Origin of the sequence: Kumtagia ephedrae, from assembly GCF_003012745.1 — a bacterium.
Classification (GTDB): domain Bacteria; phylum Pseudomonadota; class Alphaproteobacteria; order Rhizobiales; family Rhizobiaceae; genus Kumtagia; species Kumtagia ephedrae.
The window spans coordinates 38,988-53,743 of sequence record NZ_PXYK01000018.1; the positions used below are offsets into that span (position 1 = coordinate 38,988).

At 66.8% G+C, this 14,756-nt stretch carries 13 protein-coding genes; 4 read left to right on the forward strand and 9 right to left on the reverse strand.

All coding sequences use genetic code 11. The features are described from left to right. Positions 1-170: 170 nt before the first annotated feature. On the forward strand, positions 171-1,427 hold the full coding sequence (locus C7I84_RS18320) for an Hsp70 family protein (RefSeq protein WP_106773664.1): 1,257 nt from the start codon (positions 171-173) through the stop codon (positions 1,425-1,427). A 106-nt stretch (positions 1,428-1,533) separates the two neighbouring features. Here C7I84_RS18320 and C7I84_RS18325 read toward each other — a convergent pair whose 3' ends face one another. The 5 genes from C7I84_RS18325 to C7I84_RS18345 all read right to left on the reverse strand — a co-directional run bounded on the left by C7I84_RS18325 (position 1,534) and on the right by C7I84_RS18345 (position 8,098). After that, on the reverse strand, positions 1,534-2,112 hold the full coding sequence (locus C7I84_RS18325; protein WP_106773665.1) for a CarD family transcriptional regulator: 579 nt from the start codon (positions 2,110-2,112) through the stop codon (positions 1,534-1,536). A 492-nt stretch (positions 2,113-2,604) separates the two neighbouring features. After that, entirely contained in the window at positions 2,605-3,645 is a 1,041-nt protein-coding gene (locus C7I84_RS18330; RefSeq protein ID WP_106773666.1) for a proline racemase family protein, read from the reverse strand. Positions 3,646-3,697: 52 nt separating this feature from the next. Then, a complete protein-coding gene (gene fdxA, locus C7I84_RS18335) occupies positions 3,698-4,036 on the reverse strand; it encodes a ferredoxin FdxA (RefSeq protein ID WP_106773667.1) in 339 nt (112 codons plus the stop codon). A gap of 144 nt (positions 4,037-4,180) precedes the next feature. Next, positions 4,181-4,561, reverse strand: a complete 381-nt coding sequence (locus tag C7I84_RS18340) for an RNA-binding S4 domain-containing protein (protein ID WP_106773668.1) — start codon at positions 4,559-4,561, stop codon at positions 4,181-4,183. Then, positions 4,562-8,098 carry a helicase-related protein gene (locus tag C7I84_RS18345; protein WP_106773669.1) on the reverse strand — a complete coding sequence of 1,179 codons (3,537 nt, stop codon included), beginning with the start codon at positions 8,096-8,098 and terminating at the stop codon, positions 4,562-4,564. Between C7I84_RS18345 and C7I84_RS30630 the strand changes: the two genes are divergently transcribed. From C7I84_RS30630 to C7I84_RS18360, 3 genes are all read left to right on the forward strand, one after another. After that, complete coding sequence (locus C7I84_RS30630; protein WP_245428491.1) at positions 8,079-8,858, forward strand: cupin domain-containing protein; 780 nt, start codon at positions 8,079-8,081, stop codon at positions 8,856-8,858. The genes C7I84_RS18345 and C7I84_RS30630 overlap by 20 nt on opposite strands. Before the next feature lie 267 nt (positions 8,859-9,125). Next, positions 9,126-9,818, forward strand: coding sequence for an aquaporin Z (gene aqpZ, locus C7I84_RS18355; protein WP_106773670.1), 693 nt, complete (start codon positions 9,126-9,128; stop codon positions 9,816-9,818). 157 nt (positions 9,819-9,975) lie between these two features. After that, complete coding sequence (locus C7I84_RS18360; protein WP_106773671.1) at positions 9,976-10,884, forward strand: alpha/beta fold hydrolase; 909 nt, start codon at positions 9,976-9,978, stop codon at positions 10,882-10,884. A gap of 234 nt (positions 10,885-11,118) precedes the next feature. Here C7I84_RS18360 and rpsP read toward each other — a convergent pair whose 3' ends face one another. From rpsP to C7I84_RS18380, 4 genes are all read right to left on the reverse strand, one after another. Next, positions 11,119-11,514, reverse strand: coding sequence for a 30S ribosomal protein S16 (rpsP, locus tag C7I84_RS18365; protein WP_106773672.1), 396 nt, complete (start codon positions 11,512-11,514; stop codon positions 11,119-11,121). A gap of 35 nt (positions 11,515-11,549) precedes the next feature. Further along, a complete protein-coding gene (locus tag C7I84_RS18370; RefSeq protein ID WP_106773673.1) occupies positions 11,550-11,891 on the reverse strand; it encodes a chorismate mutase in 342 nt (113 codons plus the stop codon). Positions 11,892-11,901: 10 nt separating this feature from the next. Next, positions 11,902-13,500: a signal recognition particle protein gene (gene ffh, locus C7I84_RS18375; RefSeq protein ID WP_106773674.1), complete on the reverse strand. Its 1,599-nt coding sequence runs from the start codon at positions 13,498-13,500 to the stop codon at positions 11,902-11,904. Between the two features lie 333 nt (positions 13,501-13,833). Continuing rightward, positions 13,834-14,736: a DMT family transporter gene (locus C7I84_RS18380; protein WP_106773675.1), complete on the reverse strand. Its 903-nt coding sequence runs from the start codon at positions 14,734-14,736 to the stop codon at positions 13,834-13,836. Between the last annotated feature and the right edge of the window lie 20 nt (positions 14,737-14,756).

Sequence of the window (14,756 nt, forward strand, 5' to 3'; positions counted from 1 at the left end):
TCGTGCTGCATGGCGGCCGCAAAGTCCCCCTCCCCCTTGAGGGGAGGGGTTAGGGGTGGGGGTAACTCTTAGCGCTTGCCCATCATCTGCAGGGTCGACAGCGGCGTCCGGCTGGTGTAGCGGCTCCGCTCCCGCCCAGCCGGCGCATCACGAACCTCGAGGCATTGGCCATGAAGCCGAGACACGGCGGCATCGATTTCGGCACGTCCAATTCCACGGCGGGTTTCCTCGACCGAGGCAAGCCGCGCCTGGTGACGCTTGAGGACGCGCACGTCACCATCCCCAGCGCCGTCTTCTTCAATTTCGAGGACGACCGCACATATTTCGGCCGCCGCGCCATCGAGGATTATACGGCGAACTCGGAAGGGCGGCTGTTGCGTGCCCTGAAGAGCGTGCTCGGCACCTCGCTGATCCGCGAGAAGACCCGCATCAAGACGCATTCCATCGCCTTCTCCGACATCATCGGCGGCTTCGTCGGCTACCTGAAGCACCGGCTGGAGGAAGAGGCCGGCGGGCCAGTGGACGACATCGTGCTCGGCCGCCCCGTGCATTTCGTCGACGACGATCCGAAGGCGGATGCCGAGGCCGAGGCCGAGCTGGAGAAGGCGGCGCGCAGCCGCGGCTTCCGCGCCATCGCCTTCCAGTTCGAGCCGATCGCCGCCGCGCTCGACTACGAGCAGAGCGTGGAGCGCGAGGAACTCGCCCTGATCGTCGACATGGGCGGCGGCACGTCCGACTTCTCCATCGTGCGGGTTTCGCCGGAGCGGGCGCGAGCTGCCGACCGCCGCGACGACATCCTCGCCAATGCCGGCGTGCATATCGGCGGCACCGATTTCGACCGGCTGCTGTCCATGGCCGCCGTCATGCCGCATTTCGGCTTCGGCACGCCGACCAGGGACGGCAAGCGCAACCTGCCGGCCGGCTATTTCTTCGACCTCGCCACCTGGCAGCGCATCAACCTGCTCTACACGCAGAAGGCCATGAGCGACCTGCGCCAGATCCGCTACGAGGCGGCAAGGCCGGAACTGGTCGAGCGCATGATCGACGTCGTGCGCCATCGCCAGGGTCACGCGCTGGCGGCGCGGGTCGAGGCGGCCAAGATCGCGCTGACCGACCGGCCGGAGGCAGCCATCGTGCTCGACATGCTGGAGGAGAAGCTGAGCCTGCCCGTGGCGGCCGGCGACCTCGCCGCGGCCATCGATACGGCGCTGGAGCGCGTCGCCGCGACGATCTCCGCAACGCTGCGCGACGCGGGCGTCCCGGCCGAGCGGATCGACACGCTGTTCCTCACCGGCGGCTCGACGGCGATCCCGCTCGTGCGCGAACGTGTCCTCGACATGTTTCCCCGCGCACGCGTGGTGCACGGCGACATGTTCGGCAGCGTCGGGCTGGGCCTGGCGCTGGATGCGGCCCGAAAATTCGGGTGAAACCACGGAAAAATTCGAAGAAACCGACCGAAAAATCGGTGAAAGCGAACAAAAAAACCCGGCGCGAGGCCGGGTTTTTGTAGAGATTGGACAGGAAAGACGGGCTTTACGCCGCCTCTTCCTGCTCGGCTTCCTCGTTGTCGGCCTTGGCGCCGCGCTTCGGGCCCTTGGCGAGGTTCGCCTCGATCATGCGGACGGCCTCGGTCTCGGAGACCCGGTTGACCGCGGCGATCTCGCGCGCCATGCGGTCCAGCGCCGCCTCGTAGAGCTGACGCTCCGAATAGGACTGCTCCGGCTGGTTCTCGGCGCGATAGAGATCGCGGACCACCTCGGAAATCGAGATGAGGTCGCCCGAGTTGATCTTCTGGTCATATTCCTGGGCGCGGCGCGACCACATGGTGCGCTTGACGCGGGCGCGGCCCTGCAGCACCTTGAGCGCGCGGTCGACATAGTCGGTCTCGGACAGCTTGCGCATGCCGATCGCAGTGGCCTTCGCCACCGGAACCTTGAGACGCATCTTGTCCTTGGCGAAATCGATAACGAAGAGTTCGAGCTTGTGCCCGGCCACTTCCTGCTCGTCGATCGATACGATCTGACCGACGCCGTGGGCCGGATAGACTATGAACTCCCCGCTCTTGAACCCATGACGGACCGGGGACTTCTTCTGTGCCTGCATAGTTGCCATTACGCCCTGAACTCCTGTTGCACCGTCGGCGTTCCACGCCGGCCAGCGAGGGGATCGGCCTTTCGCCGAACGAGAGCCGCCAAAGACAGCACAAAAGCCTTTCCGGAAAGCCGACCCCGGCCAACCGCAAAACGGTCAACGCGGGCCCAAGTCGCCTTGGTCCGGAACGGAGGTTCCACCTTTCAGTGAAAAGGGCTCTTCGCCATTAAACGACGATGTGTCTGCGGCATGTTTTTTCGGGATAGCACAAAAATGGGCAAGAATCAAGAATTTGCTGCATATCGGGCATTACACACGCGCCCGAAGCCGCGATCCGAGGGGCAATCAAACAGGCTCTGCACCGCGATCCCGAGGTGATCATGCCAAGACGGCGGCTCAATCGAGGCAGCGATATAGTTCGACAAGCTTCGGTGCCGCACCGAACTTTCCGCCGACAAGAGAGCAGTACTTTTTTAGCAGCTTCGCGCGGCGCGTTCGATGGCCATGCGTCGGCTACTGCTTCGTCGAGGTTCCCACGCCCCACGTGTCGGAAAGCACGTAGCCCTGCGGATAAGGATCGGTGGGATCGAGATAATAGGTGTGCTCGCCGGTAATCCAGGCGCGGCCGCTGATCTCCGGAACGATAGCCTTGCGCCCTTCGATCTCGGTGAGCGCATGGATGCGTCCCGTGAAGCGCGAGCCGATGATGGATTCATGGATCAGGAGGTCGCCTTCGCGCATCAGGCCGCGCGCCTGCAGGACGGCCATCCTCGCAGAAGTCCCGGTGCCGGTCGGACTGCGGTCGGAGCGGCCGGGCGAGACGATGCAGGTGTTGCGCGTCACCTTGCCCGGTCCCTGGAAAGGCATGGCGAACTGCACGATCGATACGCCCCGCACATGCTCGAAGCGCGGGTGGACGACGTCGAACTGGTCGCGCGCCGCGAGCCGGATCTTCTCGCCCAACAGGCCGAGATCACGGGCCTCGTCGGGGGTCACCGAAAAGCCCAGCGCCTCGGCATCGGCGATGGCATAGAACATGCCGCCATAAGAAACGTCGACCGTGATCGTGCCGACGCCCTCGACCTCCAGCCGCGCATCGAGACGTTCGGCGAATGCCGGGGCGTTGCGGAAGGTTACAGACACGCATTTGCCGTCGCGGCATTCGGCCCGCACCGCGATCACGCCGCCCGGCATGTCGAGATTGAAACGCGTCTCGGGCTCCTGCATCGGCACCATGCCGGTTTCCAGCAGCACGGTGGCGACGCAGATCGTGTTCGATCCCGACATCGGAACGTATTCGGTCGGCTCCATGATGATCGCGCCGGCCACGCAGTCGTCGCGCGTCGGCGGCACCAGCAGGTTGACGTGCCGGGCGACGCTGCCGCGCGGCTCGCAGATCAGCATCCGCCGGATGTGGTCGTGATCGCGCTCCATGGCGATCATCCTGTCCATCATCGTCTTGCCGGCGGGCGGCAGGACGCCGCCGACGATCACGTCGCCGATCTCGCCTTCGGCGTGGCATCCGACGACCTTGATCGCGACTTTCGAACGCATCGGCTGCAATCCAGTGATGGCGAGGCCATGCGCCTCGCCGTCGGCGGCGGCATCAGTCGCCCGTGCCGGGCTCCGCCGAAAAATACTTCTCGAGCTTGTCTTCGACGCCGTCGAACTCCTTGGCGTCGCCCGGAGGATCCTTCTTGGCCGTGATGTTCGGCCATTTGGAAGCGTATTCGGTATTGAGCTCCAGCCACTTCTCCAGGCCCGGCTCGGTGTCGGGCTTGATTGCGTCGGCCGGGCATTCGGGCTCGCAGACGCCGCAGTCGATGCACTCGTCGGGATGGATGACGAGCATGTTCTCGCCTTCGTAGAAGCAGTCGACCGGACACACTTCGATGCAGTCCATGTACTTGCACTTGATGCAGTTGTCGGTGACGACATAGGTCATGGTCTGCTCCGGCGATCTTGCCGTTCGTGGTCTCGGTTGTGACCTAGTTGCTTTGCCGCACGCTGGCAAGGGTCGGCATTGCGCCGGGAAGCCGCAGGCGGGAAAGAGATTTCCCGGCACGCGATCTCCTTCGAAGTCCGTCCCTCAACTTTCGCGCAGCCTGTCGGTCTGCCGCCGTTCTCTCTTGGTGGGCCGTCCGCTGCCCAGTGCGCGGACGGGGGGCACCGCGTCCGGGAGAGCATTCCGATTGTCGGTGGGCGGCGGCGACAAATCCTCGTAGAGCAGCCGTGCCTCCTCCGCCGGCCCACGCCGCGTGCCCGGCGCCAGCACGCGGTAGACGAGGATGCGGCGCTCCAGCGTGATGGTCAGCGTGTCGCCCGGCCGTACCGTGTCGGCCGCCTGATCGGTCTTCTCGCCGTTGATCCTGACACGGCCGGCCTGCGCCAGCTTGGCAGCGAGGGAGCGGGATTTGACGACGCGCGCGAAGAACAGCCATTTGTCGACGCGCTGCCGGGCCTCGGCCATCTACTTCTTCAGCTGGTCACGCAACGCGGCGAGCTTGGCGAAGGGCGAATCCGGGTCGAACCGCGGCGCCCTCTCCTCGCGCGGCTTGCCCTGGAACGCCGGCTTGCCGCCGCCGTCCTTGCGCCGGTGATCCGGCCGGTCGCCGTGCCGCTTGCCCTGGTCCGGACGATTGCCGTCGGGCTTGCCTCCGCCCTTGAAGCGGTTGCGGTCGAACTTGCCGCCCTGCCGCTCGCCGGCTGCCGCGGCGCCGTTCACGGGACGATCGCCGCGCTGGCCGCGCCCGTCGCGCTGGCCATCCCGCTGCTGCTGCCCCTGCTGCTGGCGATTGCGATCGCCATGACGATGGCGCGGACGCTGCTCGAAGCGCGCCGGCCGCCACAGCAGGATCGGCTTCGGCTCCTCGGCGGGCGTTTCGACCGCGGCATCGGACGCCGCCTCGGACACTATCTCCGCGCCGCCATCCGCGGACGCGACGACTTCATCGGTACCGGCCGGCAGGTCGGACGTGTCGGAAGCCGCAAGGGCCTCGGACGGAGCAGGCGCGGCTTCCCCGTCCTCGGCCGCGTCGGCTTGCGGCGTCGCGTCGTCGTCGGCCCGTTCGGCGTCCACGGAAACCGGCTCGGCAGCGCGCGCGTCGTCGTCGACAACGTTTGCGTCGACTTCCGCCGCTGCTTCGACCGTATCCGAACCGGCTTCGGCATCCTTCGCCGTATCGATCTCGTCCGCGGGAGCGGGCTCGGAGGCTTCGGCCTCCTGCCCTGCGGACTCGGCAACGGCATCGTCGGAGACCGCGGCTTCACCGTCGCTCCGGCTCGCCGTCGCGGCTTTCGCACCGTCGGTCGCTTCGGCATCCGTTGCCGCCACGACCGGCTCGTCGGCGGAAGCGGGTTCGGAGGCCTCGGCCTGCGCGGATACCGCGGCGGAAGCCTCGGAAGCGGCAGCTTCACCATCCGCCGGGCCGGCCGCGGCCGCCGCCGCAGCGGCTTCCTGCGCCGCCGCCCGTTCCGCGGCAGCCTTGGCGGCCGCCTCGCGCGCGGCAACGTCCAGCGCGTCCAGCCGCGCCTTGACGTCCGCGGCGGGTTTCGGCTCGGCGCGATAGCCGAGCCCCTTCAGTATGTCCTCGATGTCCTCGCCGGTAGCGCCGAGGATCGACATCATCGCCGGCGTCACCATGAAGGCGTTGCCGTCATAGGCACCGTCCGGGCGGGTGCCGCCGGCCCCCGGTCGCCAAGCCAGCGCCGGGCGGATCAGGTCGGCCAGCCGCTCGAGAATGTCGACGCGCACGGCGCGGCGCCCGAGCATGCGGAAGCCGGCGAGGCCGTAGAAGGCGCGGTCGAAGGCGGCGTTGACCAGCACCGAGGTGCGGCCGGCGGCCAGCATGTGCACGATGTCGCCGAAGCCGGGCTTGTCCTTGCCGTCGTTCTTCAGCGCCCACAGCAGCGTGACGAGGCTGGCGGGCGCCGGCTTGACCAGCGCCGGCACGAAGATGTGGTAGGCGCCGAAGCGCACCCCCAGCCGGCGCAGCGCCGCGCGGCTCTCCTGGTCGAGCGACTTGACCTCGTCGGCGATGTCGCGGCGGTTGATCAGCCCGAACTGCTCGACCAGGCGGAAGGCGATGCCGCGGGCGATGCCGGTCAGCTGGTCGGCCTGGCGCAGGTCGAAAAGCGGCTTCAGCAGCGTCTCGATCTGGTATCCGACGAAGCGCTCGGCGCGCTGCGCGACCTTATCGCGCGCCGGGCCGGTCAGCTGCTCGTCGGCGAGTAGGATGACGCGCGGCCGCAGCGCGTCGTCGGTTGCCGCCAGCGTGCCGATGGGCGCGCCGATCCAGCGCAGGATGCCGTCGGAAGCGAGCGCGATGTCGTGGTTGCCGGAGGCGGAAAAACGTTCGGCGCGCGCCTCGAACTCGGCAGCGAGCGCCTTCTGCGCGGCGGCGCGCACCGCCTTGCCGTCCTCGCCCTCGGCGGCCTGGTCGGCGGTGAAGCGGAAGCCCTGCAGGTCGCCGACATGGTGGCCTTCGACATTGACGGTTCCGGACGGGTCTATCTCGGCTTCAAGCATCGTATTTTCTCTGAGGCGCCGCATGAGGACGGAAGTCCTGCGGTCTACGAAGCGTTTCGTCAACCGCTCATGCAGCGCATCCGACAATCTGTCCTCGATCTCGCGCGTTTTTTCCTGCCAGTGGCGCGCATCGGCCAACCAGCCAGGACGGTTCGACACATAGGTCCAGGTGCGGATCTGGGCGATGCGGCCGGACAGCGTGTCGATGTCGCCCTCGGTGGAATCGGCGCGCCGCACCTGCTCGGCCATGTAGCTTTCGTCGACATGGCCGTGCCGGGCGAGATCGAGGAAGAGAGAGCTCACCAGATCGGAATGCTGCGCCGGCGCGATCCTGCGATAGTCGGGAAGCGAGCAGACGTCCCACAGCAGCGCCACCCGCTCGCGCCCGGTGGCGAGGCGGCGGATGTCGGGATCGCCGGCGAGCCGCTCCAGCGCCTGCGCGTCGGTGGCGGGCAGCGCCCGCGTCAGGCCCTCCACCGGCGCCGGCGTCTCGATCGAGCGGCGCAGCGTGTCGACGCTCGACAAGTCGAACTGCGCGGTGCGCCATTGCAACACCTTCACGGGCTCGAAGTCATGGCCCTCGATCTTCTCCACCAGCTCGTCGTCGAGCGGGTCGACCTGGCCGGTGACGCCGAAGGTGCCGTCGCGCAGGTGCCGTCCGGCGCGGCCGGCGATCTGGCCGAGTTCGGCAGCCGTCAGCGGCCGGTACTGAAAACCGTCGAACTTGCGGTTCTGCGCGAAGGCGACGTGGTCGACGTCGAGGTTGAGTCCCATGCCGATGGCGTCGGTGGCCACCAGAAAGTCGACGTCGCCGGACTGGTAGAGCGCCACCTGGGCATTTCTGGTACGTGGCGAAAGCGCCCCGAGCACGACGGCGGCGGCGCCGCGCTGGCGGCGGATCAGCTCGGCGATGGCATAGACCTCGTCGGCCGAGAAGGCGACGATGGCCGAGCGGCGGGGCAGCCGCGTCAGCTTCTTGGAGCCGGCATAGGCGAGATGCGACAGGCGCGGCCGCGTCACCACCGAAATGCCGCGCAGCAGCCTTTCCAGGATGCCGCGCATGGTGGCCGCTCCGAGCAGCAGCGTCTCCTGCCGCCCGCGCAAATGCAGGATGCGGTCGGTGAAGATGTGGCCGCGCTCGAGATCGCCGGCGAGCTGGATCTCGTCGATGGCGACGAAGGCGGCGTCGGTGTGGCGCGGCATCGCCTCGACGGTGCAGACGGAGTAGCGCGCGCCGGCCGGAACGATCTTCTCCTCGCCGGTGATCAGCGCCACCTTGGCGGCGCCGACCTTGTCGCTCACCCGCTGGTAGACCTCGCGCGCCAGCAGCCTGAGCGGCAGGCCGATGACGCCGCTCTCGTGGGCGACCATGCGTTCGATGGCGAGGTGGGTCTTGCCGGTATTCGTGGGCCCGAGCACCGCCGTCACGTCCCGTCCCGACAGGATCAGCGGCTCGGTCTTGATCTGGGAAAAGTTCATCGGCTCGGAAATCGGCCTTTCGGCTTGGCGGCGTGGAGCCGCTTGTCGCGGAGGTTCGGTCAAGACCTCGTCCGAGACAAATAGGCACTTCCCGGCGCAAACGAAAGCGCAAATCGGTCGTGTTTGGGCTCGAATTTCCGCTCCGGATCCGAACCGGCCCGTGCTCCAGGCGTTCCAAGTGAAAGCCCCCGACCGACATGAGGCATCGGTCGGCAGGTCGGGCATGTCCATGCCAGTGCCGCCGAAAGGGATCCCGCCGGCCTTCGGCTGCACGATTCATGAGAAGGAAACGACGATGAGCCATACCGACAGCACGGAATTCGTCCTTGCAGGCGTGGTCATGAAGCGCCTGCTCTGCGGACAGCAGACCGCAGGGCAGTTTTGCCTCTTCGAGAACAGAAGCGACGGAAACACGAAGACGCCGATCCATGTCCACGCCAAGGACGACGAGACGGTCTACATCATCGAAGGCGAGCTGAAGGCGGTGGTCGACGGCCAGCCGCAGCGCCTGGCTGCGGGCGAGAGCATCTTCCTGCCGCGCGGCTTGGCGCACCAGCTCATGAACACGAGCGGCAAGCCCTGCAGATACATCCTGATCGGCACCCCCGCGCTGTTCGACCGATTTCTCGAGGAGGCCGGCCACGAGCGTCGGCCGGACGAAGTCGTCGGACCGCCGACCCCTGCGGAGATCGAGCGGCTGCGCGAGGCTGCGCCAAGATTCGGCATCACCTTGCTCTCCGATTGGCCACCGGCGGAGTGACGTCCGCAACCCGAGCGGAAAGAATCGGCGGAACGAGTCCCGAACGAATCGGCGACGAATCGCTGACTTCGGGTGATTCAGGGTTTGTTCCGTTCGCCCGGAGACGCCTTCGCGGAGCTATCCCGCTGATCCAGAATCGGAATTTGACTCCGTCCGGTGGCGCAACCGAATCCTCCCTATGTCAACCCCTCCGATCGACGCAGCCGCTGTTGTTCGAATGCAAGCGAGGGTAGAATGTGAGTCGCATTCAAGGAGGGATTGTTTGCCATGTCGAAGCGACTGTTCGCTGAATTTCTCGGTACGTTCTGGCTTGTATTCGGCGGCTGCGGCAGCGCCGTGCTCGCCGCCGCCTTTCCCGAGCTCGGGATCGGCTTTGTCGGAGTTGCGTTTGCGTTCGGTCTGACCGTGCTGACCATGGCTTATGCGGTCGGCGGCATCTCGGGCGGGCACTTCAACCCCGCCGTCTCGATCGGCCTGTTCACCGCCGGCCGTTTCGAGGCCAAGGACCTCTTGCCCTACATCGTCGCGCAGGTGGTCGGCGCCATCGTGGCATCGGCGGTGCTCTACCTGATCGTCAGCGGCAAGGCCGACTTCGCCGGTATCGGCGGCTTTGCCACCAACGGCTATGGTGAGCAGTCGCCGGGCAAGTTCAACCTGCTCTCGGCGCTGGTCATCGAGGTGGTGCTGACCTTCATGTTCCTGATCATCATTCTCGGCGCCACCCACGGCCGCGTGCCGGCGGGTTTTGCGCCGATCGCCATCGGCCTGGCGCTGACCTTGATCCACCTGATCTCGATCCCGGTGACCAACACCTCGGTCAACCCGGCCCGCTCGACCGGCCCGGCGCTTTTCGTCGGCGGCGCGGCGCTGTCGCAGCTCTGGCTGTTCTGGGTGGCGCCGATCGTCGGCGCGGCGATCGCCGGCATCGTCCACAAGGCGGCCTTCGGCGACGACGACTGATCCTCGCACCGCGGCCTCGATCCGGAACGGCGCCCGCGGGCGCCGTTTTTCGTTGGCGACGGAAGCCATGGGCTCGACGGCGCCGGACCATTCTGGAAGACTTCGCATCGGGGGCCGCGCTGCGGCGTCCATTGCTTCACATGAAGGAGGATCATCCATGCGCCGACAGCTTCTGCACCTGATGGCCGCGCTGGCAGTCGCGGCGCCGCTGGTCGCGTCGGCGGCGCGGGCGGAGCAGATCCCGGTGCCGACGCAGGCGGAGTGGGCGGATGCCAAGAAAAGCGTGAAACTCGCCAACGGCCTGACGCTCGCCTATGTCGAGTCGGGAGACACGGACGGCAAGCCGACGCTGCTGATCCACGGCTACAGCGACAACAGCCGCGCCTGGTCGCTGATCGCGCCGTTCCTGAAGGATCGCCGGCTGCTCGCCATCGACCTGCGCGGCCACGGCAAGTCGGACGCGCCGGCCTGTTGCTACGCCTATACGGATCTCGCCGACGACGCGTCGCTGTTCCTCGACGCGCTCGGCATTGCCAGGGCCGACGTGATCGGCCATTCGCTCGGCTCGCTGACGGGCCAGCTGCTCGCCGCCCAGCATCCGGACAAGGTGGGCAAGCTGGTGCTCGTCTCCTCCACCACGCAGATCGGCGGCGGGCCAGGCTCCTGGCTGTGGGACAACATCACCCTGCTCAAGGCGCCCATCGACCCGAACAGCCAGTTCATGCTGGACTGGTATTCCAACCCCAATCCCGTCGACGAGGATTTTCTGAGGCGCGAGCGCACCGAGAGCGCCGCCATGCCGCTGCATGTCTGGAACGGCGTGCTGTGGGGCACCATCGTCGGCGACCTGACCTTCGCCGCGCCGATCGTCAAGGCGCCCATACTGGTGCTGTGGGGCGAGAAGGACCCGCTGTTCGACCTCACCCACCAGGAGAAGCTGGAGAAGGCCTATCCCGACGCGCGCTTCGAGGTGTTCGCCGGCGCCGGCCACAACATGATCTGGGAATTCCCTAAGGACTCGGCGCAAATCATCACGCCGTTTCTCGATGCGCCTGAGGCGCCGTGAGGAGGCTTAGCGCTGGGTAGCCCAGCCAATGAGCCGAAATTCGTGGGGCGAGGTCGACGCGGGCAGAAGGGAACCGCAGGGGACAGTTTACTTTCTTTCGGCGGAAAGGCCGCTGCGGTTCAGGCCTCGCGCGGGCCGAAAAAAGTAAACTGTCCCCGGCCCTTGCCAGCCTCTCAAAACACGAACGGCGGGCCAATGCCCGCCGTTCGCTGTTCGATCGCGGAGGGAGCCGGATCAGGACGCGGCGGCTTCCTCTGCCGGAGCGGCGGTGGCGGCGGCGATCGCCGCGGCGGCCTCGTCCTGCGCCTTCTTGATGGCGTCGAGGCGGGCCTGCGCCTTCTTGCCCGGCAGCGCCTTGGTCGGGTTGGCGCGGGCCTCGCGCTTGGCGAGACCCGCCTGGTCGAGGAAGCGGGCGACGCGGTCGGTCGGCAGCGCGCCGTTGCCGAGCCAATGCTGGACGCGGTCGGCGTCGAGCTTCACGCGCTCGGCGTCCTTGGCCAGCGTCGGGTTCCAGGCGCCGATCGCCTCGATGAAGCGGCCGTCGCGCGGGCTGCGCACGTCGGCGACGACGATGTGGTAGTAGGGACGCTTCTTGGAGCCCGCGCGGGCCAGTCGGATCTTCAGTGCCATTTCTTTACTCCTGAGCTCTGGTTCGGTGGCTGAGGTCAGCCGTTGGTGGAGGCGCCCTCAGCGCCGGGTGCAGTCGCGCCGTTGCCGGCGGCGATCTGTTCGTGGTGGCGGATCACTTCCCTGATGACGAAGTTCAGGAACTTTTCCGCGAAATCGGGATCGAGCTGCGCCTCCTGGGCGAGCCGGCGCAACCGCTCGATCTGCTGGGCCTCGCGCGCCGGATCGGCGGGCGGCAGGCCGTGAGCGGCCTTAAGCACGCCGACCGCCTGGGTGCAGCGGAAGCGTTCGGCCAGCATGTGGATCAGCGCCGCATCGATGTTGTCGATCGAGGCGCGGTACTGCGCGAGGATACCCCGGACATCGGCCGTGTCGCTCATGCCGTCCCCCTCACTTCTTCTTGCCGAGGCCGGGCAAGCCGCCCGGACCGCCGAGACCAGGCAGTTTCAGGCCGCCGGGCAGGCCTGGAAGGCCGCCACCGCCGCCGAGGCCCGGGAAAGTCGGCGGCAGGCCCTTGGGCAGGCCGCCGCCGAGGCCGGACGCTTCCGCCTGCTTCTGCAAGGCTTCCAGTTGCTTCGGATCCATCTTCGACAGGTCGGGCATGCCACCCATGCCCGGCATCATGCCGCCCAGCCCCATCTTGGAAGCGAGCCCGCCCATCATGCCGCGCATCAGGCCGCCACCTCTGCCCTTGCCGCCCATGGCCTTCATCATGTCGGCCATCTGGCGGTGCATCTTCAAAAGCTTGTTGATCTCGGCGGCGTCGGTGCCGGAGCCGGCGGCGATGCGCTTCTTGCGGCTGTGCTTGAGGAGATCGGGGTTGGCCCGCTCGGCCTTGGTCATCGACGAGATGATGGCGAGCTGACGGCCGAACATCTTGTCGTCGAGGCCGGCGGCGGCCATCTGGTCCTTCATCTTGCCCATGCCGGGCATCATGCCCATGATGCCGCCCATGCCGCCGAGCTTCTGCATCTGGCCGAGCTGATCGGCGAGGTCGTTCAGGTCGAACTTCCCCGACTGCATCTTCCTGGCCATCGCCGCGGCCTTTTCCGCGTCGATGTTTTCGGCCGCCTTCTCGACCAGGCTGACGATGTCGCCCATGCCGAGGATGCGGTCGGCGATGCGGCGCGGGTGGAACTCCTCCAGCGCGTCCATCTTCTCGCCGACGCCGATCAGCTTGATCGGCTTGCCGGTGACGGCACGCATCGAAAGTGAGGCGCCACCGCGCCCGTCGCCGTCCATGCGGGTGAGCACAAGGCCGGTGATGCCGACGCGCTCGTCGAAGCTCCTGGCGAGGTTCACCGCGTCCTGGCCGGTCAGCGAGTCGGCGACCAGCAGGATCTCGTGCGGGCTGGAGACGGCCTTGATCTCGGCCATCTCGGCCATCAGCGGCTCGTCGATATGGGTGCGGCCGGCGGTGTCGAGGATGACCACGTCGTGGCCGCCGAGCTTCGCCGCCTGCACCGAGCGTTTGGCGATGTCGACCGGCGACTGGCCGGCGACGATCGGCAGCGTCGCGACTTTCGTCTGCTCGCCGAGCTGGCGCAGCTGCTCCTGCGCAGCCGGACGGCGCGTGTCGAGCGAGGCCATCAAGACCTTCTTGCCCTGGCGCTCGGTCATGCGCTTGGCGATCTTGGCCGTGGTCGTGGTCTTGCCCGAGCCCTGCAGGCCGACCATCATGACGACCACCGGAGCCGGCGCATTGAGGTCGATCGTCCTGCCTTCGGCGCCGAGCATGTCGACCAGCTCGTCATGGACGATCTTGACGACCATCTGGCCGGGCTTGATCGACTTCAGCACCTCGGCGCCGACGGCCTTCGCGCGCACCTTGTCGACGAAGGAGCGGACGACTTCCAGCGCCACGTCGGCCTCGATCAGCGCGCGCCGCACCTCGCGCAGCGCGGCGGAGACGTCCGCCTCCGACAGCGCGCCGCGGCCGGTCAGGCCGTTCAGAATGGAGCCAAGCCGTTCCTGTAGGCTTTCGAACATCCGGTTTCCTCTTTCTCCGACATCGCCGTGATGCCCGAGAGGTAGTGCGTTTGCGCCGAAGTCCCAACCGGCTCGCGCAGGGGACAGTTTACTTTTTGCCCCTTGCGCGACATCGCAGCCGCTTCGGCCTTTCCGGGGCAAGAAAGTAAACTGTCCCCGGTCGCAACGCGTCCCAGCACCCAACCGCCAAACCAAAAAGCACCCGGGGGCGCATCGCGCTGCCGGGTGTTGGCCTCCGGGATCGTTTTATACCTCTAGGGGTCCCGGTCGGCGGCTCGGAGTGTCAACTCGTCGCTGAATTATCGCGGCTTGAACAGGAGTTTTGGCGGAAAGTCAAGGATGGCGTTCGGGCGCGCGACTGCTGCGCAGCCGCCCGATCTGCAACATTGCGATGCTTCCGAGGATCAGAACGACGGCCCCGACCTCCAGGATGCCGAGCGGCTCGCCGACAGCGCGGCCGATAAGCAGCGCGACGACCGGTGTGATGTAGGTCGCTCCGGAGGCCGCTACCGCGCCCAGTTCCCGCAGCAGGAAATAGTAGATCAGGAAAGCGATGCCGGTCCCAAAAACGCCGAGCCCGATCGCCACGCCGGCTGCGGCGTGCCAGTCCTCGATAATCCTCCCCATTCCGCTGCGATCGGTCACCAGCAGGAGCAGCAGCAGCGCCAGTCCTGTCTGCCATGTGGCAAGCGCCAGCGGAGGCAGATTGTGCGGAGAAAGGAAGCGGCGGACATAAACATAGGAGAAGCCGAGAATCGCCGTGGCGGCCAACATCCAGGAGACGCCTGCCATGTCGATGGCCCTGTCCGCGCCTTGCCACGGGCGCGCGATCAGGACGATGCCGACAAAGCCGAAAAGCACGCCGATCGCCATCAGTCCGTTGAGCTTTTCGGAGCGCAGGAACAGAAGCGACGCCAAGGTTGTGAACAGGGCGATTGAACCGCCCAGCACGCCGGCGACACCGGAAGGAATCAGCGCCGTGCCCTTGGCAATGGCAAAGTAGTAGAGGGCGGTCGCCAGAGCGGCCATCACAAGGAAGTGCCAGATATGCCGCAACTGGCGGCGCTCGATCACTCCCTTGCGCCAAGCCACGAATGCGAGCGGCAGGAAGCCGAAGAACACCCGCAGCAACGTGATCTGTGCCGGCGTAATGAGTTCCGCCGCCCATTTCATGTAGATGAAGTTGGAACCCCAGAGCAGGCCGAGGAGAATGAAGGCGGCGTAGGTGAGCTTCATGGCTCCGTATCCATGTGCAT

What these genes read in the sequence shown, in the direction of transcription:
- C7I84_RS18320 (WP_106773664.1), top strand. Translation starts at nt 171, where the DNA reads ATGAAGCCGAGACACGGCGGCATCGATTTCGGCACGTCCAATTCCACG.
- C7I84_RS18325 (WP_106773665.1), bottom strand. Translation starts at nt 2,112, where the DNA reads ATGGCAACTATGCAGGCACAGAAGAAGTCCCCGGTCCGTCATGGGTTC.
- C7I84_RS18330 (WP_106773666.1), bottom strand. Translation starts at nt 3,645, where the DNA reads ATGCGTTCGAAAGTCGCGATCAAGGTCGTCGGATGCCACGCCGAAGGC.
- fdxA (WP_106773667.1), bottom strand. Translation starts at nt 4,036, where the DNA reads ATGACCTATGTCGTCACCGACAACTGCATCAAGTGCAAGTACATGGAC.
- C7I84_RS18340 (WP_106773668.1), bottom strand. Translation starts at nt 4,561, where the DNA reads ATGGCCGAGGCCCGGCAGCGCGTCGACAAATGGCTGTTCTTCGCGCGC.
- C7I84_RS18345 (WP_106773669.1), bottom strand. Translation starts at nt 8,098, where the DNA reads ATGAACTTTTCCCAGATCAAGACCGAGCCGCTGATCCTGTCGGGACGG.
- aqpZ (WP_106773670.1), top strand. Translation starts at nt 9,126, where the DNA reads ATGTCGAAGCGACTGTTCGCTGAATTTCTCGGTACGTTCTGGCTTGTA.
- C7I84_RS18360 (WP_106773671.1), top strand. Translation starts at nt 9,976, where the DNA reads ATGCGCCGACAGCTTCTGCACCTGATGGCCGCGCTGGCAGTCGCGGCG.
- rpsP (WP_106773672.1), bottom strand. Translation starts at nt 11,514, where the DNA reads ATGGCACTGAAGATCCGACTGGCCCGCGCGGGCTCCAAGAAGCGTCCC.
- C7I84_RS18370 (WP_106773673.1), bottom strand. Translation starts at nt 11,891, where the DNA reads ATGAGCGACACGGCCGATGTCCGGGGTATCCTCGCGCAGTACCGCGCC.
- ffh (WP_106773674.1), bottom strand. Translation starts at nt 13,500, where the DNA reads ATGTTCGAAAGCCTACAGGAACGGCTTGGCTCCATTCTGAACGGCCTG.
- C7I84_RS18380 (WP_106773675.1), bottom strand. Translation starts at nt 14,736, where the DNA reads ATGAAGCTCACCTACGCCGCCTTCATTCTCCTCGGCCTGCTCTGGGGT.